This is a genomic window from Actinophytocola sp., from assembly GCF_035712165.1.
Classification (GTDB): domain Bacteria; phylum Actinomycetota; class Actinomycetes; order Mycobacteriales; family Pseudonocardiaceae; genus DASYTH01.
Genome location: NZ_DASTBH010000306.1, coordinates 1 through 19110, shown reverse-complemented (window position 1 = coordinate 19110; position 19110 = coordinate 1). Strand labels below are relative to the sequence as shown.

The following is a 19110-nucleotide window of genomic DNA, read 5'->3' as shown; positions in this document are numbered from 1 at the left end:
GGCACCTGGTTGCGCGGGGTGCGGCTGGGCAACGTGCCGACCACGCTGCTCGGCATGGTCGACGCCGCGGTGGGCGGGAAGACCGGCATCAACACCGAGGCCGGGAAGAACCTGGTCGGTGTGTTCCACGAGCCGGCGGCCGTGCTGGTCGACCTGGACACCCTGCTGACCCTGCCCCGCGACGAACTGGTCGCCGGAATGGCCGAGGTGGTCAAGGGCGGGTTCATCGGCGACCCCCGGATCATCGAGCTGATCGAGGCCGACCCGGCCGCCGCGCTCGATCCGGCCGGGGAGGTGCTGGCCGAGCTGGTGCGCCGCAAGATCCAGATCAAGGCCGACGTGGTCGCGGCCGATCTGCGCGAGTCCAGCCTGCGCGAGATCCTCAACTACGGCCACACCCTCGGCCATGCCATCGAGCGCCGGGAGGACTACCGCTGGCGGCACGGCGCCGCGGTGAGCGTCGGCCTGGTGTTCGCCGCGGAGCTGGCCCGGGCCGCCGGCAGGCTGGACGAGGCCACCGTCGGCCGGCACCGCGCCGTGCTCGAGTCGTTGGGACTGCCCACCCGCTACGCCCCCGGCGCGCTGCCGGAGCTGGTTGAGATCATGCGGGGCGACAAGAAGACCCGCGCCGGCGTGTTGCGGTTCGTCGTGCTGGACGGTCTGGCCACGCCGGGCCGCCTGGAGGGTCCGAGCGAGGTGCTGCTCGAAGCGGCCTACACCGCCGTGGCCGGGGAAGGGTGAGTTCATGAAGGTGCTGGTGCTCAACGGACCCAACCTCCGCAGGCTGGGCAGCCGGGAGCCGCTGATCTACGGCGACGACACGTACGCCGATCTCGTCGAGCTGTGCACCGCGACGGGACGGGAGCTGGGCATCGACGTCGAGGTGCGGCAGACCGACCACGAAGGCGAGATGCTCGGCTGGCTGCACGCGGCCGCCGACGACGGGGTCGCGGTCGTGCTCAACGCGGGCGCGTGGACCCACTACTCGATCGCGATCCGGGACGCCTGTGCCGCGCTGACCGCGCCCCTGGTCGAGGTGCACATCACCAACGTGCACACCAGGGAGGAGTTCCGGCACCACAGCTACATCTCCGCGATCGCGACCGGCGTGATCGTCGGGCTCGGCGTCCAGGGCTACCCGCTCGCCCTGCGCTGGCTGGCGGAGAACCGCAAGGGGTGACGCCGCCGACCCTGCGCACCCCGCGCCTGACCCTGCGGCCCACCGGCGCCGGCACCTGGGCCTGCGAGCAGGACGGCACGGTGCTCGGCACCGCGCACCTGCACCCGGGCGGCGAACTGCCCGGCCCGCTCCTCGACTGCCGGCTGCCCGACCCACGACTGAGTGCCGAGGCGGCCGAAGCCCTGCTGCGGTACGCGTTCGGCACGCTGGCCGCGCCCGCGGTGTTCGCGCTGGCGCGCGAGCCCAGCGGCGTGCCGGCGGGGTTCCGGGAGGTCGGCGAGCGAGACGGCGCCCGGCTGCTGGTCGCGCTGCCGCCGGTCGCCGGCCGGCTGCACCACGTCGAGCTGTGGGTCGCGGACCTGGCCGCCACCGAGGCGTCCTGGGGCTGGCTGCTCACCGAGCTGGGCTGGACCGAGTACCAACGCTGGGAGCATGGCGTGAGCTGGCGGCTCGGGCCGACCTACCTGGTGTTCGAGGACTCGCCGGCGCGGCAGGGCGAGCGGCACGACCGGATGGGGCCCGGCCTGAACCACATCGCCCTGCACGCGGCCTGCCCGGAGGCGGTCGAACGGCTGGTCCGGGCAGGTGCGGCACACGGCTGGCGGCTGATGTTCGCCGACCGGCACCCGCACGCCGGCGGCCCGGACCACTACGCCGCCTACCTGGAGAACGGCGACGGCTACGAGGTCGAACTGGTCGCCGACTCGGCCTGAGCAACGGACTCGACCGGAAGGCCGGCCCCGACCCAGTCCTCGATGCCGTCGCGGTACTTGCGCACGTTGGTGTAGCCGAGTCGCTCGAGCCCGGAGGCGACCTGCTGGCTGTTCGGGCAGGCCTGGTTCGAGCAGTAGGTGACGATCGCCGCCGCCTTGTCCGGCAGCAGGCGCGCGGCCTCGGTGGGCACGTCGCCGGCCAGCAGCGGGACGGCTCCGGGCAGGTGCTGCTTGGCCCAGTAGGTCGCGCCGAGTGCGTCGACGACGGTCACGGCGCCGGTCTCGATGGCGGCGCGCAGCTCGTCGCGGCTGATCAGAGCGGTCATGTCGGTCCCTTCACGAAGAAATCGGACTAGAGTCCGTATCTGTCATGAGCGACAACACCGGACCGCAGTCCGCTTATTCCGTGGGCGCACCCCGCCGGGAACGCGCCGACGCCGCCCGCAACCGGGCCCGCATCCTGGATGCGGCCGAGCGGCTGTTCCACGAGCACGGGGTGGACTCGGTGTCCATGGACCAGCTCGCGCAGGCCGCCCAGGTTGGCAAGGGCACGCTGTTCCGGCGGTTCGGCGACAAGGCGGGTCTCGCGGTGGCCCTGCTGGACTCGCGTGAGGCGCGACTGCAGGCCGCCGTCCTGTCCGGTCCGCCGCCGCTCGGCCCGGGAGCGCCGCCGGCCGAGCGGCTGACGGCGTTCCTCACCGCCTACGCCGACTTCCTCGACGCCCACCTGGACCTGCTGCACATGTCCGAGACCGCGCGGCCCGGCGCCCGGTACCGGATCGGCTCCTACCGCCTGTGGCACCGGCACGTCGAGTGGCTGCTCGGACAGGCCCGGCCCGACCTCGACGCGACGGTCCTGGCGCACGCCCTGCTCGCCCCGCTCGCCGCCGACCAGCGGATGGCGCTGCGCGACGAGGTTCCGCTGGACCGGCTGCGGGCCGGGGTGACCGAACTGGCCCGGTCAGTCCTCGCCGGCCGCTGAGCGCCGCCCGGGCCGGATCCAGGTGCCGGCCAGCAAACCGATCGCGGCCGGGACGAACACCAGCAGCGCGGTGAACGCGGCCCCGCCGGTCAGCGCGCCGCCCAGCGCACTGGCCCCGGTCTGATCGACGAAGGCCGCTCGCCCGATCACGCCGAGCACCCCGGCGCCCCAGCCCGCGACCAGCGCGGCGATCAGCCAGGTCCGCTCCGGGCGGGCCAGCTCGCGCCAGCGGTCCACCATGCCCCACACGGCCGCCACCGCGACCAGCACGCCGAGCACGATCGCGGCCAGCGTGGTCTGCGAGGTCGGATGGCGCACCGCGAACGCGGCCACCGCGATCTCGCCCGCGGCGTGCACGACGGCGAGCACTCCGCCGCGAAGCAGCCAGGTTCCCATCGCGCCAGCCTAGGACGGCGGAACCTCATAGGCTGGCCGCATGCCCGACATCCATGGCCGCCGCCGCGCCGCGTTGCGCGCCCTACTGCATGAGCTCGACGTGGCCGCCCTGCTCGTGGTCGATCTGCTCAACATCCGGTACCTGACCGGGTTCACCGGATCCAACGCGGCGCTGCTGGTGCATGCGGCGGACGAACCGGAGGCCGAGCACCGCACCGTGTTCTGCACCGACGGCCGTTATCTGACCCAGTCGCAGCGGCAGGTGCCGGACCTGGAACGGGTCATCGACCGCAGCAGCGCGCTCGCCCTGGCCAAGCGGGCCGGCGAGCAGCCGCGGCAGTACGCGCGCACCGGGTACGAGAGCCAGCACGTGACGGTCGAGCAACTGGACGAGCTGGCCTCGGCCGCCGGCCGGAACATCGAGCTGGTCCGGGTGCCCGGCCGGATCGAGACCCTGCGGATGATCAAGGACGACACCGAGGTGGAGGCGCTCCGGATGGCCTGCGCCGCGGCCGACCGGGCGCTGGCCGGGTTGATCGAGCAGGGCGGGCTGGCCGCCGGCCGGACCGAGCGTGAGGTGGCCAGGGACCTGGAGAACCGGATGCTCGATCACGGGGCGGCCGGGCCCTCGTTCGAGTCGATCGTGGCGACCGGGGCCAACTCCGCGGTCCCGCACCACCGGCCGACGGATGCCGTGCTGCGCGCCGGCGACCTGGTCAAGCTGGACTTCGGGGCGCTGGTCGACGGCTACCACTCGGACATGACCAGGACCCTGGTGCTGGGCAGGCCGGCCGACTGGCAGCGTGAGCTCTACGACCTGGTCGCCGAGTCGCAGGCGGCCGGCCGGGCGGCGCTGCGGGTCGGGGCGGCGACCGCCGAGGTGGACGCCGCGGCCCGCAAGGTGATCGAGGATGCCGGGCACGGCGAGAACTTCCTGCACGGACTCGGCCACGGGGTCGGTCTGGAGATCCACGAGGCGCCGATGTTGGGCAAGGCCGGTCAAGGTAGGATCGCGGCCGGTATGGCAGTCACCGTGGAGCCGGGTGTGTACCTGTCCGGCAAGGGCGGTGTCCGCATCGAGGACACCCTCGTCGTGCGGGACGAAGATCCCGAACTGCTGACGCTGACCACAAAGCAGCTCATCGTGGTGTAGACCTTGTCGAGTACAGGAGAGATCTTTCCGTGGCTTCCACCAACGACCTGAAGAACGGCCTCGTGCTGAACCTCGAGGGACAGCTCTGGTCGGTCGTCGAGTTCCAACACGTCAAGCCCGGCAAGGGCCCGGCGTTCGTGCGCACGAAGCTCAAGCACGTGCTGTCCGGCAAGGTCGTCGACAAGACGTTCAACGCCGGGGTGAAGGTGGACACGGCCACGGTCGACCGCCGGGAGATGAGCTACCTGTACTCGGACGGCACGGACTTCGTGTTCATGGACAGCGAGACCTACGAGCAGATGCACATCTCGGCCGACACGGTCGGCGACGCGGCGAAGTACATGCTGGAGAACCAGACCGCGATCGTGGCCACGCACGAGGGCGCGCCGCTGTTCATCGAGCTGCCCACGTCGGTCGAGCTGGTGATCAAGCACACCGACCCGGGCCTGCAGGGCGACCGGTCCACCGGTGGCACGAAGCCGGCCACCCTGGAGACCGGCGCGGAGATCCAGGTGCCGCTGTTCCTGTCGACCGGCGAGAAGGTCAAGGTGGACACCCGCGACGGCCGGTACCTCGGCCGCGTCAGCGGCTGAGTCCGGTGGGTGCCCGAAGCAAAGCCCGCAAACGCGCGATCGACGTGCTCTACGCCGCCGCGATGCGCGGGGCGGACCCGGTCGAGGTGCTCACCGAGCGCACCGCGGAACCGGACGCCGCCCCGATCAACGACTACACGGTCAGCCTGGTCGAGGGCGTCGCCGCGCACCGGGACCGAATCGACGAACTGCTCACCGAGCACTCGGAGGGCTGGACCCTTGGCCGGATGCCTCCGGTCGACCTCGCGGTGCTGCGGCTCGGCCTCTACGAGCTGCTCTGGGTTTCCGACGTCCCGGATCCGGTCGCCATCGACGAGGCGGTCGCGCTCGCCAAGAGCCTGTCCACCGACGATTCCCCGCGCTTCGTCAACGGCGTCTTAGGCCGGATCGCCACGATCGCCGATCGCCTGCGCGCGACTCTGTAGGGCAAAAACACACTCGGCGGAGACGCATCCGGTAAAAACCCGATACGGTATCCCACCTCAGCTTGCCGGTCGGGGAACCGCGGAGGACGTCATGGCTGCCGGTGTGCTCACCGTGTCCCGACTGTTTCTCGGTGAGGCCCTCAAGCGGCTGCGCGCCGAGTCGAAAAAGACACTGGACGAGACCGCCGCGGCGATCGGCAAGAGCCGGGCCCGGCTGATCAACGTGCTGGACGGAAAGGGCACGCTCACCGCGGAGGAACTGTCCCGGCTACTGGACTTTCTCGGCGCGAGTCCGGCGGACAAGACCGGGCTGCTGGCGCTGGGCGCCGAAGCCCGGCAGCGGCCCACCCGTCGCCCCTATACCGATCTGCGGCCCAGTTCCTACGAACGGATCACCGACCTGCAGGCGATGGCGGCGGAGATCGACTGGTACGAGCGGGGCGTGATTCCGGGCCTGCTGCAGACCCCCGAGTACTTCGAGGCGATCGCCGCCGACGCCGACGGGATCCTCTGGGAGTCGTCCCGGGTGGAGCGGGAGAACCGGCGAACCTTCCAGGTCGAACGGCAACGCATCATCCTGACCGCCCAGCCGGCCAAGACCATGCGGTTCGTGATCACCGATGACGCGCTGCGCACAGAGGTCGGTGACGGCCCGACCATGGCGCGCCAGCTGACCCACCTGTTGTCCACCCTGGAGCAGTTTCCGAACATCACGATTCGGGTGCTTTCTTCCACGGTGTCCCACAACCCGGCGCCGAGTGCCGGGCTGATTATGGTCCGGCTCGGACCGCAGTTGCGTCCGGTTGCCTTTTTGCCGGTCGCGTATGGACCGTCCACATATCTTGACGAGCCGACCGACACGGCCCGGTTGTCCCGCGCGTTCCAACGAATCTACGACCTCGCGGCCAGCCCGGGGGAATCCCGGTCGATCATCGCGGACCTCGTGGCGAGCCGATAGATCCCGGCGGGTATAAGGTAAGCACGGGGATTCCCGATCATGAAACTTGTCTATCACGCGCAGGGAGAAATGGAAGATCAACTACCCAGGGGCCGTGACACCGGTTGGTTCAAAAGCACGTTCAGCGTGACCGCGAACGACACCTGTGTCGAGGTTCGGATCATCACCGCGACGGCGGTTGGCGTGCGGGATTCGAAGAATCCCGACGCGGGCACCTTCTGGGTGCGTCCGGATGCGTGGACATCGTTTCTGGCCCGGGTTGGGCGGGACGAGTCGACCCGCTGACAACACAGTCACGACAGTCCAAAGGGGCCTTCGCCGATCGGCGAAGGCCCCTTTGGGACATGCGGTCAGTCCTCCTTGGAGGGTCGGGCCTCGGGAGGTAGGACACCCCAGTCGATCAGCTGCTCGGTCAGCTCGCCGGGGGTCATGTCGTAGATGATCGCCAGCGACCGGAGGTCCTCGGTCCGGATGGACAGGACCTTGCCGTTGTAGTCGCCGCGCTGGCTCTGGATGGTGGCCGCGTAGCGGGCCAGCGGGCCGACCTTCTCGGCGGGGAGCTGCTGCAGCCGCTCCAGGTTTATCACGATCTTGGTGGCCGGCTCCGCCCCGGACGGAACGCGACCTTCCGGGAGCAGCTCCATCACCGGAACGCCGTAGAAGTCAGCCAGCTCGGCCAACTTCTGGACGGTCACGGCTCGGTCGCCGCGCTCATAGGACCCGACGACGACGGCTTTCCACCGGCCGCCGGACTTCTGCTCCACTCCGTGCAAGGACAGGCCCTGCTGCTGGCGGATGCCCCTGAGCTTGCCTCCAAGCGCCTTGGCGTAGTCGCCCATATGGCGATTCTCCATTCCTTCGCCCCGACGGCCGGCTCTGTGGGACTGCCGCGGGTTTGCCTCAGATCAACACGCAGAGTAATGGTTACCCAGAGTTGTCACCAGGTCAAGTTGATCCCGCGAGCAGGAGTGACGAATCTGGCCCGGGTCGCTGGCCAAGACGCCGTCCAGCGCCTGCTAGGGTGCGAGAAACCCCAGGTGGGGTAGGTAGGACATCCTTTAACGACCCGTCCAGCGAGGCGGGGAAGGAGGTCAGCCGTGGCGCCGCGGACCCGTGGCGCGACGGACCCGGCCGGGCAGCGGGAGCTGCTCGGACCAGGCGATGTCGCGCGCACTGTCGCCCGAATGGCCCATCAGGTGATCGAGAAGACGGCCATCGAAGCCGCACCGGTCAACGTCGTTCTGCTCGGCATCCCCACCCGGGGCGCGCCGCTGGCCGCCCGGCTGGCCGCCCGGATCGCCGAGTTCAGCGGTGTGACGGTTCCCACCGGGGTGCTGGACATCACGCTCTACCGCGATGATCTCCGCCGCGGACCGACCCGCCCGCTGCTGGCCACCGCGCTGCCGGCGTCCGGTGTGGACGACGCGCTCGTGATCCTGGTCGACGACGTGCTGTTCTCCGGTCGCACGGTGCGCGCCGCGCTGGACGCCCTGCGCGACGTGGGTCGCCCGCGCGCCGTGCAGCTCGCCGCCCTGATCGACCGCGGTCACCGCGAGCTGCCCATTCGGGCCGACTACGTCGGCAAGAACGTGCCGACCGCCCGGGACGAGGACATCGCCGTCCTGCTCGAGGAGACCGACGGCCGGGATGCCGTACTGCTGCGCCGACCCATGGAGGCGGGGGCATGAGGAATCTGCTTTCCACCGAAGGTCTGGACGCCGAGGTCGCCACCGCGGTGCTGGACACCGCCGACAGCCTCAAGCGCACGCTGCTCGGCCGGGAGGTGCGCAAGCTGCCGACGCTGCGCGGCCGGACCGTGGTGACCATGTTCTACGAGAACTCCACGCGTACCCGGGTCTCGTTCGAGATCGCCGGGAAGTGGATGAGCGCGGACGTGGTCAACGTGTCGGCCGGCGGCTCCTCGGTCGGCAAGGGCGAGTCGCTGCGCGACACCGTGCTCACCCTGTCCGCGGCCGGCGCCGACTGCGTGATCATCCGGCACCCGGCGTCCGGCGCGGCGCACCGGCTGGCCGGTTGGCTCGCCGACACCGGTACGGCGGTGGTCAACGCCGGCGACGGCACCCACGAGCATCCGACCCAGGCGCTGCTGGACGCCGCGACCCTGCGCGAGCGGCTGGGTGGGATCGCCGACCGGCGGGTCGCGATCGTGGGCGACGTGCTGCACAGCCGGGTGGCCCGGTCCAACGTGCACCTGCTGCGCACCCTCGGCGCCGAGGTGGTGCTGGTCGCCCCGCCCACGCTGGTGCCGGCCGGGCTGCGACGCTGGCTGGACGGCGCGAAGGTGGCGGTCAGCCACGAACTGGACGCCGAACTGCCCAGCCTGGACGCGGTGATGATGTTGCGGGTCCAGGCCGAACGGATGCACGGCGGCTTCTTCCCGTCGGCGCGCGAGTACGCCGGCGCCTACGGCCTGTCCGAGGCCCGGCTGCGGCTGCTGCCGGACCACGCGGTCGTGCTGCATCCCGGGCCGATGCTGCGCGGCATGGAGATCGCCTCGACGGTGGCCGACTCGCCGTCGGCCGCGATCACCCAGCAGGTGGCCAACGGCGTGCACGTCCGGATGGCCGTGCTCTACCACCTGCTCGCGCACGAGGAGGGGAACCCATGACGATGACGATTCTGTTGCGCGGCATCCGGCCCTACGGCGCGGGTGAGCCGGTGGACCTGCTGGTCCGGGACGGGCTGATCGCGGCGCTCGGGTCCGATGTGGACGCCGACGGCGCCGAGGTGATCGACGCGGGCGGGCTGGTCGCGCTGCCCGGTTTCGTCGACCTGCACACCCACCTGCGTGAGCCGGGCCGGGAGGACGCCGAGACGATCGCCACCGGCTCGGCGGCCGCCGCCCTTGGCGGCTACACCGCGGTTTTCGCCATGGCCAACACCGATCCGGTCGCCGACAACGCGGTGGTCGTCGAGCACGTGTGGCGGCGCGGCCGCGAGGTCGGGCTGGTGGACGTGCATCCGGTCGGCGCGGTGACCGTGGGCCTGCGTGGCGAGCGGCTTGCCGAGCTGGGCAGCATGGCCCGCTCCGCGGCGGCGGTGCGGATGTTCTCCGACGACGGGCACTGCGTGGCCGATCCGCTGCTCATGCGCCGGGCGCTGGAGTACTCGACCGCGCTGGGCGCGGTGATCGCGCAGCACGCCGAGGAGCCGCGGCTGACCGAGGGCGCCCAGGCCCACGACGGCGAGTTGGCCGCGCGGCTGGGCCTGACCGGCTGGCCGGCGGTCGCCGAGGAGGCGATCGTGGCCCGGGACTGCCTGCTGGCCAGGTACACCGCGGCCCGGCTGCACGTGTGCCACGTGTCCACCGCCGGGACGGCGGAGATCCTGCGCTGGGCCAAGGCGAGCGGCGTGAGCGTGTCGGCCGAGGTGACCCCGCACCATCTGCTGCTCGACGAGGAACGGCTGACCACCTTCGACCCGGTGAACAAGGTCAACCCCCCGCTGCGCGCGCTGTCCGACACCAAGGCGCTGCGTGCCGCGCTGGCCGAGGGTGTGATCGACTGCGTGGCCACCGACCACGCCCCGCACGCGCCGCAGGACAAGGACTGCGAGTGGGCGGCGGCCCGGCCCGGCATGCTCGGGCTGCAGACCGCGCTGTCGGTGGTGGTGGCGACCATGGTCCGGCCCGGCCTGCTGGACTGGCGCGGGGTGGCCCGGGTGCTGAGCGAACGGCCGGCCGAGATCGCCGGCCTGCCCGACCAGGGCCGCCCACTGGAGCCCGGCGAGCCGGCCACGCTGACGCTGGTCGACCCGGACGCCACCTGGACGGTGCGTGGGGCGGCACTGGCCAGCATCGCCGGCAACACGCCCTACGAGGGCATGACGCTGCCCGGCCGGGTGGTCACGACGCTCCTCCGCGGCCGGATCACCGCGCACGACGGGAAGGTAGGCGAGTGAGCGGGAACGAACAGTCCAACACTGCCGCGCTGGTGCTCGAGGACGGGCGGGTGTTCCGGGGCGAGTCGTTCGGCGCCACCGGTCGCACGCTCGGCGAGGTGGTGTTCTGCACCGGGATGACCGGCTACCAGGAGACCCTGACCGACCCGTCGTACCACCGGCAGATCGTGGTGGCCACGGCGCCGCAGATCGGCAACACCGGCTGGAACGACGAGGACGACGAGTCGGACCGGATCTGGGTGGCCGGTTACGTGGTGCGTGACCCGGCCCGGATGCCGTCGAACTGGCGGTCCCGCCGGTCGCTGCCGGAGGCGTTGGTGAGCCAGGGGGTGGTCGGCATCGCCGGAGTCGACACCCGCACCCTGACCCGGCACATCCGGGAACGCGGTGCGATGCGGGCCGGGGTGTTCTCCGGCCCGGCGCTGGCCGACGAGGCGAGCATGGTGGACCAGGTCCGGTCCGGCCCGCAGATGCTCGGCGCCGATCTGGCCGGCGAGGTCAGCACCGGGGCGACCTACCGGGTGCCGGCGGTGGGCGAGCGCCGGTTCCGGGTGGCGGCGCTGGACCTCGGCATCAAGTCCAACACGCCGAGAATGCTGGCCCAGCGGGGAGTCGAGACCCACGTGCTGCCGGTCTCGGCGTCGCTGGACGACCTGCTCGGCGTCGAGCCGGACGGGGTGTTCCTGTCCAACGGGCCGGGCGACCCGGCCACCACCGACCACGCGGTGACGCTGACCAGGTCGGTGCTGGAGCGCCGGATCCCGCTGTTCGGGATCTGCTTCGGCAACCAGGTCCTCGGCCGCGCGCTCGGCCGGGGCACCTACAAGCTGCGCTACGGGCATCGCGGGATCAACATCCCGGTGATCGACACCGCCACGGGGCGGGTGGCGATCACCGCGCAGAACCACGGGTTCGCGCTGGAGGGTGAGCCGGGGGAGCGGTTCGGCACGCCGTTCGGGGTGGCGACGGTGAGCCACTACTGCCCGAACGACGGGTGTGTGGAAGGGGTGCGGGCGCTGGAGGTCCCGGCGTTCGGCGTGCAGTACCACCCGGAGGCGGCGGCCGGCCCGCACGACGCCGCGGCGCTGTTCGACGAGTTCCTGGGGTTGATGGAGAACCACGATGCCTAAACGGACCGATATCGAGCATGTGATGGTGATCGGCTCCGGTCCGATCGTGATCGGCCAGGCATGCGAGTTCGACTACTCCGGAACCCAGGCCTGCCGGGTACTGCGGGCCGAGGGGCTGCGGGTCACGCTGGTGAACTCCAACCCGGCGACGATCATGACCGATCCCGAGTTCGCCGACGCCACCTACATCGAGCCGATCTCGGTGGAGTTCGTGGAGAAGGTGATCGCCCGCGAGCGGCCGGACGCGCTGCTGGCCACGCTCGGCGGGCAGACGGCGCTGAACACGGCGGTGGGGCTGCACGAGCAGGGCGTGCTGGAGAAGTACAACGTGGAGTTGATCGGCGCGGACATCGAGGCCATCCAGCGCGGAGAAGACAGGCAGCGGTTCAAGGACATCGTGCGGTCGGTGGGCGCCGAGGTGCCGCGCAGCGCGGTGTGCCGGTCGATGGACGAGGTCCGGGTCGCGGTCAAGGAGTTGGGGTTGCCGGTGGTGATCCGGCCGTCGTTCACCATGGGCGGCCTGGGGTCCGGGATGGCGCACACGCCGGAGCAGCTGGAGCGGCTGGCGGCGGTGGGGCTCGCGGAGAGCCCGGTGACCGAGGTGCTGATCGAGGAGAGCGTGCTCGGCTGGAAGGAGTTCGAGCTCGAGCTGATGCGCGACCGGCGGGACAACGTGGTCGTGGTGTGCTCGATCGAGAACATCGACCCGATGGGCGTGCACACCGGGGACTCGGTGACGGTGGCGCCGGCGATGACCCTGACCGACCGGGAGTACCAGCACATGCGCGACGTGGGGATCGCGGTGCTGCGCGAGGTCGGGGTGGACACCGGCGGGTGCAACATCCAGTTCGCGGTGCACCCGGAGACCGGCCGGCTGGTCGTGATCGAGATGAACCCCCGGGTGTCCCGGTCGAGCGCGCTGGCGTCGAAGGCCACCGGGTTCCCGATCGCCAAGATCGCGGCGAAGCTGGCCATCGGCTACACCCTGGACGAGATCACCAACGACATCACCGGCGAGACCCCGGCGAGCTTCGAGCCGACGCTGGACTACGTGGTGGTGAAGGTGCCGCGGTTCGCCTTCGAGAAGTTCCCGGGGGCCGACCCGACGCTGACCACCACGATGAAGAGCGTCGGCGAGGCCATGTCGATCGGCCGCAGTTTCGTTGAGGCGCTTGGCAAGGCGCTGCGGTCGATGGAGACCGCGCAGGCCGGGTTCTGGACGGGGCCGGATCCGGGCGGCGAGTCGATGCGGTCCGTTGTGGACGCGCTGCGCACGCCGCACGACGGCCGGCTGTACACGGTGGAGCGGGCCCTGCGGCTGGGCGCCGGCGTCGCCGAGGTGTCGGCCGCCTCCGGCATCGACCCGTGGTTCGTCGACCAGGTCGCCGCCCTGGTGGAACTGCGCGCGGAGCTGATCGCCGCGCCGGTGCTCGACGCGCCGTTGCTGCGCCGGGCCAAGCGGGCGGGGCTGTCCGACCGGCAGGTGGCCGCGCTGCGCCCGGAACTGGCCGGCGAGGACGGGGTGCGCACGCTGCGGCACCGGCTCGGCGTGCGGCCGGTGTTCAAGACCGTGGACACCTGCGCGGCCGAGTTCGCCGCGCGCACGCCGTACCACTACTCGGCCTATGAGACCGACCCGGCCGCCGAGTCCGAAGTGGCCACTCAACGCGACCGGCCCAAGGTGCTGATCCTGGGGTCAGGCCCGAACCGGATCGGGCAGGGCATCGAGTTCGACTACTCGTGCGTGCACGCGGCGATGGCGCTGCGCGCGGCCGGGTTCGAGACCGTGATGATCAACTGCAACCCGGAGACGGTGTCCACCGACTACGACACCGCCGACCGGCTCTACTTCGAGCCGCTCACGTTCGAGGACGTGCTCGAGGTGGTGCACGCGGAACGGGCTTCCGGGGCCGGCGGGCCGGGCGTGGCCGGTGTGATCGTGCAGTTGGGCGGGCAGACCCCCCTCGGGCTGGCCCGGCGGCTGGCCGATGCCGGTGTGCCGGTCGTCGGCACGCCGCCGGAGGCGATCCACCTGGCCGAGGACCGCGGCGCGTTCGGCGACGTGCTCACCCAGGCCGGGTTGCCCGCCCCCCGCTACGGCACCGCGACCTCGTTCGCCGGGGCCAAGCGGATCGCCGACGAGATCGGTTACCCGGTGCTGGTCCGCCCGTCCTACGTGCTCGGCGGGCGCGGCATGGAGATCGTCTACGACGAGGGTTCGCTGGCCAGCTACATCGAGCGGGCCACCGCGGTCTCCCCGGAGCACCCGGTTCTGGTCGACCGGTTCCTCGACGACGCCGTGGAGATCGACGTCGACGCGCTGTGCGACGGCACCGAGGTGTTCCTGGGCGGCGTGATGGAGCACATCGAGGAGGCCGGCATCCACTCCGGCGACTCGTCCTGCGCGCTGCCGCCGATCACCCTCGGCCGCTCCGACCTGGAGGCCATCCGGCGGTCCACCACCGGCATCGCGATGGGCATCGGGGTGCGCGGCCTGCTCAACGTGCAGTACGCGCTCAAGGACGACGTGCTCTACGTGCTGGAGGCCAACCCGCGCGCCTCCCGCACCGTGCCGTTCGTGTCCAAGGCGACCGCGGTGCCGCTGGCCAAGGCGGCCGCCCGGATCATGCTCGGCGCCACCATCGCGGACCTGCGCGCCGAGGGCCTGCTGCCGGCCCAGGGCGACGGCGCCGACCTGCCCGCCGACGCCCCGGTCGCGGTCAAGGAGGCCGTGCTGCCGTTCCACCGGTTCCGCACCCCCGAGGGGCATGGCCTGGACTCGCTGCTCGGCCCGGAGATGAAGTCCACCGGCGAGGTGATGGGCATCGACGCCTCGTTCGGCAAGGCGTTCGCCAAGTCCCAGGCCGCCGCCTATGGCTCGCTGCCCACCACCGGCGCGGTGTTCGTCTCGGTGGCCAACCGCGACAAGCGGGCCATGGTGTTCCCGGTCAAGCGGCTGGCCGACCTGGGCTTCCAGATCCTGGCCACCTCCGGCACGGCGCAGGTGCTGCGGCGCAACGGCATCCCGTGCACGGTGGTGCGCAAGCACTTCGAGGGCGACGGCAACATCGTGGACCTGATCCGGGACGGCCAGGTCCAGATGGTGATCAACACCCCGTACGGCAACCACGGCCCCCGGCTGGACGGCTACGAGATCCGCACCGCGGCGGTGTCCCGGGACATCCCGTGCGTGACGACCATCCAGGGCGCGGCCGCCGCCGTGCACGGCATCGAGGCCCTGATCCACCAGGACATCGGCGTCGAACCGCTGCAGGCGCTGCAGGCGGCGCTGCGGGCCGGGCAGCCCCGGTGACGGTGTCCTTCGGCGCGCGGCTGCGGGCGGCGACGGCGGCGCGCGGCGCCCTGTGCGTGGGGATCGACCCGCACCCGGAACTGCTGACCGGCTGGGGGCTCCCGGTCGACCCGGCCGGTCTGGAACGGTTCGCGCTGACCTGTGTGGAGGCCTTGACCGGCGAGGTCGCCGTGGTCAAGCCGCAGTCGGCGTTCTTCGAGGCGTTCGGCTCGCGCGGCGTCGCGGTGCTGGAGCGGGTGATCTCCGCGGCCCGGGCGGCCGGCGCGCTGGTGCTCGTCGACGCCAAGCGCGGGGACATCGGCTCGACCATGGCCGCCTACGCCCGGGCCTACCTGGCGGACGGTTCGCCGCTGGCCGGCGACGCGGTCACCCTCTCGCCCTATCTCGGCTTCGGCTCCCTGGAACCGGCCCTGGACCTGGCCGAATCCACCGGGCGCGGGGTGTTCGTGCTGGCGCTGACCTCCAACCCGCAGGGCGCGGCGGTGCAGCGGGCCACCGGACCCGACGGCCGGGCGGTGGCCCAGTCGATCGTCGACGCGGCGGCGGCCCGGGGGGTGGGCGTGGTGATCGCCGGCAACGTCGGTGACCCGGGCCTGGACCTGTCGAACCTGGGCGGTCCGATCCTGGCGCCGGGGTTCGGCGCGCAGGGCGGCACACCGGCCGACCTGCGCAGGGCGTTCGGCGACCGGCTGCCCCAGGTGCTGCCGACGACCTCCCGGGACGTGCTCCGGCACGGACCCGACCCGGCGGCGCTGCGGGCGGCCGCATGCCGAGTTCGGGATTCCCTTGCGGCGGTGCTTTGAGCTTGACTAACTCGGGTATCACTCATTCGTGCAAGTCGAACCGGGATGACTACAGAAAGTCATCGAGAGGTAGGTGAGGGCTACGGAACGCACTATCGGGACCCGCGTTGTCCTGGCCTACCCAAGGTCGGTAACGTCGCTGCACCGATCCACCCTGTAGCAATCACCCCCACGGAGGAAATCGTGGCCCTTCCCCAGCTGACCGAGGAGCAGCGGGCCGCAGCGCTGGAGAAGGCGGCTGCCGCCCGACGCGCCCGGGCTGAGCTCAAGGAGCGCCTGAAGCGAGGCGGCACCACCCTCAAGGACGTGCTGGCCAAGGCTGACAACGATGAGGTCCTGGGCAAGATGAAGGTCACCGCCCTGCTGGAGGCCCTCCCGGGCGTCGGCAAGGTGCGCGCCCAGCAGATCATCGAGCGGCTTGAGATCGCCCCTAGCCGTCGCCTTCGCGGTCTTGGCGACCGTCAGCGCAAGGCGTTGCTCGCGGAGTTCGGCGGCGAGTGAATCGTGTGCAACAGCGGGGCCGGCTCGTCGTTTTGGCCGGCCCCTCTGGTGTAGGTAAGAGCAGCGTGGTGCGCGAGTTGCGCACGCTGTCTCCCGACGTGTGGTTCAGCGTCTCGGCCACGACCCGGAATCAACGCCCGGGTGAGGTGGACGGCCGGGACTATCACTTCGTGAGCCGGACCGAGTTCGACCGCATGGTCACCGCGGGCGAACTGCTGGAGTGGGCCGAGATCCACGGCGGGCTCCATCGCTCCGGCACCCCCCGCGCCCCGGTCGAGCAGCGGCTGGCCGCCGGCCTGCCCGCCCTGGTCGAGGTCGACCTGCAGGGCGCACGCGCGCTGAAGCTGGCCGCCCCCGAGGCGCTGCTGGTGTTTCTGGCCCCACCCAGCTGGGACCACCTGGTCGAGCGGCTGACCGGGCGCGGCACCGAACCGCCCGAGGTGGTGGACCGCCGGCTGCGCACCGCCAAGGAGGAGATCGCGGCGCAGGACGAGTTCGACGCCGTCGTGGTGAACACCGACGTCCGGACCGCCGCCCGTGACTTGCTAACCTTGTTAACAGCGGATACCCCCGAATGAGCTGGAGCGTTGCGAGTGATCACCCCCACCGAGCTGGGCGCACTGGGTGACCCGACCGGACATGTCCTCGAAGGCATCACCAACCCCCCGATCGACGACCTGCTCGACAAGGTCAGCTCCAAGTACGCGCTGGTGATCTACGCGGCGAAGCGTGCCCGGCAGATCAACGACTACTACGCGCAGCTCGGCGAAGGCCTGCTGGAGTACGTCGGGCCGCTGGTTGAGCCCGGCCCGCGGGAGAAGCCGCTGTCCATCGCGCTGCGCGAGATCCACTCCGGCCTGCTCGAGCACACCGAGGGCGAGTGAGCCCGGCGGCGCGCCCCCGCGTCGTCCTCGGCGTGGGGGGCGGTATCGCCGCCTACAAGGCCTGCGAGGTGCTGCGCGGGCTCACCGAAACCGGCCATGAGGTCCGGGTCGTGCCGACCGAGTCCGCCCTGCGGTTCGTCGGCGCCGCCACGTTCGAGGCGCTGTCCGGCAACCCCGTGCACTCCGGCGTGTTCACCGACGTGCCGGAGGTTCCGCACGTCCGCATCGGGCAGCAGGCCGACCTGGTCCTGGTCGTCCCGGCCACCGCGGACCTGCTCGCCAAGGCCGCCAACGGCCTGGCCGACGACCTGCTCACCAACACCCTGCTGACCGCCAGGTGCCCGGTGCTGATGGCGCCCGCCATGCACACCGAGATGTGGGAGCACCCGGCCACCCGGGACAACGTGGCGACGCTGCGGCGGCGCGGCGTCCTGGTCACCGAACCGGCCAGCGGGCGGCTCACCGGAGCGGACACCGGCAAGGGCCGGCTGGCCGACCCGGCCGAGATCGTGGACCTGGCCCGGCTGCTGCTCAGCCGGCCGGACGCGCTGCCCCGCGACCTGACCGGCCGCCGCGTGGTCATCTCCGCCGGTGGGACCCGGGAGCCGCTCGACCCGGTCCGCTATCTGGGCAACCGGTCCTCCGGCAAGCAGGGCTACGCGCTGGCCCGCACCGCCGTGGCCCGCGGCGCGACCGTGACGTTGGTCTCCGCGCACACCGTGGCGCTGCCCGAACCGGCCGGCGCCGAACTGGTTCGCGCCGGTACCGCCGAGGAGCTGCGCGAGGCGGTGCACAAGGTCGCCGCGGACGCCGATGTGATCGTCATGGCCGCCGCCGTAGCCGACTTCCGACCTGCGCACCGAGCCGAATACAAGATCAAGAAAACCGGTCGGGACCCGGACCCGGTCGCCCTCACCCGCAACCCCGACATCCTGGCCGAACTGGTGGCCGCGCGGACCCCCGGACAGGTGATCGTGGGGTTCGCCGCTGAGACCGGCGACACCAGTGCCGATGTGCTCGACCATGCCAGGGTGAAACACAAGCGGAAGGGCTGCGACCTACTGGTGGTGAATGCCGTCGGCGAGGGGAAAGCCTTCGAGACGGAGGACAACGCCGGCTGGCTACTATCCACGGACGGCACCGAACGGCCGATCGCTCTCGGCTCGAAGGCGCAACTGGCGTCCGAGGTGTGGGATGCCGTGGTGGCACTGCTCGACGGTGAGTTGCAATAGGTGCGGACCAGTTGGTCCCGTTGTGTGAATGAGATAGGTGGGTTGCGTCGTGACGTCCAGGCTGTTCACTTCCGAGTCGGTGACCGAGGGCCATCCGGACAAGATCTGCGACGCGATCAGCGACTCGATTCTGGATGCCCTGCTCGCCAAGGATCCCCGCTCCCGGGTCGCGGTCGAGAGCCTGGTCACCACCGGCCAGGTGCACGTGGCCGGTGAGGTCACCACCGAGGCCTACGCCGACATTCCGGCCATCGTCCGCGACGTCATCCTCAAGATCGGGTACGACTCGTCGGCCAAGGGCTTCGACGGCAACTCCTGCGGCGTGAACATCGCCATCGGGGCGCAGTCCCCGGACATCGCCCAGGGTGTGGACACCGCCTACGAGTCCCGGGTGGAGGACTCCGCCGAGGACGAGATCGCCCGGCAGGGCGCGGGTGACCAGGGCCTGATGTTCGGCTACGCCTGCACCGACACCCCCGAGCTGATGCCGCTGCCGATCGCGCTGGCGCACCGGCTGGCCAAGCGGCTGACCGCGGTCCGCAAGAACGGCGTGCTGCCCTACCTGCGGCCGGACGGCAAGACCCAGGTCACCATCGAGTACGCCGGCGACCAGGCGGTGCGGCTGGACACCGTGGTGGTCTCCAGCCAGCACGCCGACGGGATCGACCTGGAGCGGCTGCTCGGCGTGGACATCCGCGAGCAGGTCATGGGCCCGGAGCTGGACGGCCTGGAGCTGGACACCTCGAACGTCCGCCTGCTGGTCAACCCCACCGGCCGGTTCGTCATCGGCGGTCCGATGGGTGACGCCGGCCTGACCGGCCGGAAGATCATCGTGGACACCTACGGCGGGATGGCCCGGCACGGTGGCGGGGCGTTCTCCGGCAAGGACCCGTCGAAGGTGGACCGCTCGGCGGCCTACGCGATGC

23 protein-coding genes are annotated in these 19110 nt (G+C 71.3%); 20 read left to right on the top strand and 3 right to left on the bottom strand.

Going from position 1 to position 19110, the window contains the following annotated elements; genetic code table 11:
- From VFO68_RS17370 to VFO68_RS17360, 3 genes are all read left to right on the top strand, one after another.
- The coding region (locus tag VFO68_RS17370) for a 3-dehydroquinate synthase family protein (RefSeq protein ID WP_325159346.1) at positions 1-741 on the top strand (741 nt) is incomplete at its 5' end.
- Positions 742-745: 4 nt separating this feature from the next.
- Entirely contained in the window at positions 746-1180 is a 435-nt protein-coding gene (aroQ, locus tag VFO68_RS17365) for a type II 3-dehydroquinate dehydratase (protein ID WP_325159345.1), read from the top strand.
- Positions 1177-1893, top strand: a complete 717-nt coding sequence (locus VFO68_RS17360) for a VOC family protein (RefSeq protein ID WP_325159344.1) — start codon at positions 1177-1179, stop codon at positions 1891-1893. Before aroQ ends, VFO68_RS17360 begins: the two co-directional genes overlap by 4 nt.
- Here VFO68_RS17360 and VFO68_RS17355 read toward each other — a convergent pair.
- On the bottom strand, positions 1860-2219 hold the full coding sequence (locus VFO68_RS17355; RefSeq protein ID WP_325159343.1) for a rhodanese-like domain-containing protein: 360 nt from the start codon (positions 2217-2219) through the stop codon (positions 1860-1862). The genes VFO68_RS17360 and VFO68_RS17355 overlap by 34 nt on opposite strands.
- A 44-nt stretch (positions 2220-2263) precedes the next feature.
- Here VFO68_RS17355 and VFO68_RS17350 point away from each other — a divergent pair, with 44 nt between their 5' ends.
- On the top strand, positions 2264-2875 hold the full coding sequence (locus VFO68_RS17350; protein ID WP_325159342.1) for a helix-turn-helix domain-containing protein: 612 nt from the start codon (positions 2264-2266) through the stop codon (positions 2873-2875).
- On the opposite strand, the gene VFO68_RS17345 is transcribed toward VFO68_RS17350, so the two are convergent.
- Entirely contained in the window at positions 2855-3271 is a 417-nt protein-coding gene (locus VFO68_RS17345; RefSeq protein ID WP_325159341.1) for a B-4DMT family transporter, read from the bottom strand. The genes VFO68_RS17350 and VFO68_RS17345 overlap by 21 nt on opposite strands.
- Positions 3272-3311: 40 nt before the next feature.
- On the opposite strand from VFO68_RS17345, the gene VFO68_RS17340 reads away from it, so the two are divergent.
- The 5 genes from VFO68_RS17340 (at position 3312) to VFO68_RS17320 (ending at position 6685) form a co-directional block, all read left to right on the top strand.
- On the top strand, positions 3312-4424 hold the full coding sequence (locus VFO68_RS17340) for an aminopeptidase P family protein (protein WP_325159340.1): 1113 nt from the start codon (positions 3312-3314) through the stop codon (positions 4422-4424).
- 29 nt (positions 4425-4453) lie between these two features.
- On the top strand, positions 4454-5017 hold the full coding sequence (gene efp, locus VFO68_RS17335; protein WP_325159339.1) for an elongation factor P: 564 nt from the start codon (positions 4454-4456) through the stop codon (positions 5015-5017).
- Positions 5018-5022: 5 nt separating this feature from the next.
- Positions 5023-5442 carry a transcription antitermination factor NusB gene (gene nusB / locus VFO68_RS17330; RefSeq protein ID WP_325159338.1) on the top strand — a complete coding sequence of 140 codons (420 nt, stop codon included), beginning with the start codon at positions 5023-5025 and terminating at the stop codon, positions 5440-5442.
- A gap of 91 nt (positions 5443-5533) precedes the next feature.
- Positions 5534-6400 (top strand): helix-turn-helix transcriptional regulator, encoded by an 867-nt coding sequence (locus VFO68_RS17325; protein ID WP_325159337.1) that lies wholly within the window; start codon positions 5534-5536, stop codon positions 6398-6400.
- Between the two features lie 39 nt (positions 6401-6439).
- Positions 6440-6685, top strand: a complete 246-nt coding sequence (locus VFO68_RS17320; protein WP_325159336.1) for a DUF397 domain-containing protein — start codon at positions 6440-6442, stop codon at positions 6683-6685.
- A gap of 65 nt (positions 6686-6750) precedes the next feature.
- Here the strand turns inward: VFO68_RS17320 and VFO68_RS17315 are convergent, their stop codons facing one another.
- On the bottom strand, positions 6751-7239 hold the full coding sequence (locus VFO68_RS17315) for a transcriptional regulator (RefSeq protein WP_325159347.1): 489 nt from the start codon (positions 7237-7239) through the stop codon (positions 6751-6753).
- A 258-nt stretch (positions 7240-7497) separates the two neighbouring features.
- Here VFO68_RS17315 and pyrR point away from each other — a divergent pair, with 258 nt between their 5' ends.
- The 11 genes from pyrR to metK all read left to right on the top strand — a co-directional run.
- Complete coding sequence (pyrR, locus tag VFO68_RS17310) at positions 7498-8088, top strand: bifunctional pyr operon transcriptional regulator/uracil phosphoribosyltransferase PyrR (RefSeq protein ID WP_325159335.1); 591 nt, start codon at positions 7498-7500, stop codon at positions 8086-8088.
- Positions 8085-9029, top strand: coding sequence for an aspartate carbamoyltransferase catalytic subunit (locus VFO68_RS17305; protein ID WP_325159334.1), 945 nt, complete (start codon positions 8085-8087; stop codon positions 9027-9029). The genes pyrR and VFO68_RS17305 overlap by 4 nt, the downstream gene beginning before the upstream one ends.
- Positions 9026-10321 carry a dihydroorotase gene (locus VFO68_RS17300; RefSeq protein ID WP_325159333.1) on the top strand — a complete coding sequence of 432 codons (1296 nt, stop codon included), beginning with the start codon at positions 9026-9028 and terminating at the stop codon, positions 10319-10321. Before VFO68_RS17305 ends, VFO68_RS17300 begins: the two co-directional genes overlap by 4 nt.
- Entirely contained in the window at positions 10318-11451 is a 1134-nt protein-coding gene (gene carA, locus VFO68_RS17295) for a glutamine-hydrolyzing carbamoyl-phosphate synthase small subunit (RefSeq protein WP_325159332.1), read from the top strand. The genes VFO68_RS17300 and carA overlap by 4 nt, the downstream gene beginning before the upstream one ends.
- Complete coding sequence (carB, locus tag VFO68_RS17290; RefSeq protein ID WP_325159331.1) at positions 11444-14764, top strand: carbamoyl-phosphate synthase large subunit; 3321 nt, start codon at positions 11444-11446, stop codon at positions 14762-14764. The genes carA and carB overlap by 8 nt, the downstream gene beginning before the upstream one ends.
- A 2-nt stretch (positions 14765-14766) precedes the next feature.
- Positions 14767-15567, top strand: coding sequence for an orotidine-5'-phosphate decarboxylase (pyrF, locus tag VFO68_RS17285; protein ID WP_414635523.1), 801 nt, complete (start codon positions 14767-14769; stop codon positions 15565-15567).
- Between the two features lie 183 nt (positions 15568-15750).
- The gene (gene mihF, locus VFO68_RS17280) at positions 15751-16068 is read left to right on the top strand and encodes an integration host factor, actinobacterial type (protein WP_325159329.1); all 318 of its coding nucleotides are present in this window, start codon (positions 15751-15753) and stop codon (positions 16066-16068) included.
- Positions 16065-16646, top strand: coding sequence for a guanylate kinase (gene gmk, locus VFO68_RS17275; RefSeq protein WP_325159328.1), 582 nt, complete (start codon positions 16065-16067; stop codon positions 16644-16646). The genes mihF and gmk overlap by 4 nt, the downstream gene beginning before the upstream one ends.
- A gap of 15 nt (positions 16647-16661) precedes the next feature.
- Complete coding sequence (rpoZ, locus tag VFO68_RS17270) at positions 16662-16952, top strand: DNA-directed RNA polymerase subunit omega (RefSeq protein WP_325159327.1); 291 nt, start codon at positions 16662-16664, stop codon at positions 16950-16952.
- Complete coding sequence (gene coaBC, locus VFO68_RS17265; RefSeq protein WP_325159326.1) at positions 16949-18184, top strand: bifunctional phosphopantothenoylcysteine decarboxylase/phosphopantothenate--cysteine ligase CoaBC; 1236 nt, start codon at positions 16949-16951, stop codon at positions 18182-18184. Before rpoZ ends, coaBC begins: the two co-directional genes overlap by 4 nt.
- A gap of 61 nt (positions 18185-18245) precedes the next feature.
- Positions 18246-19110: methionine adenosyltransferase (metK, locus tag VFO68_RS17260; protein ID WP_414635522.1), on the top strand; the 865-nt coding region annotated here is incomplete at its 3' end.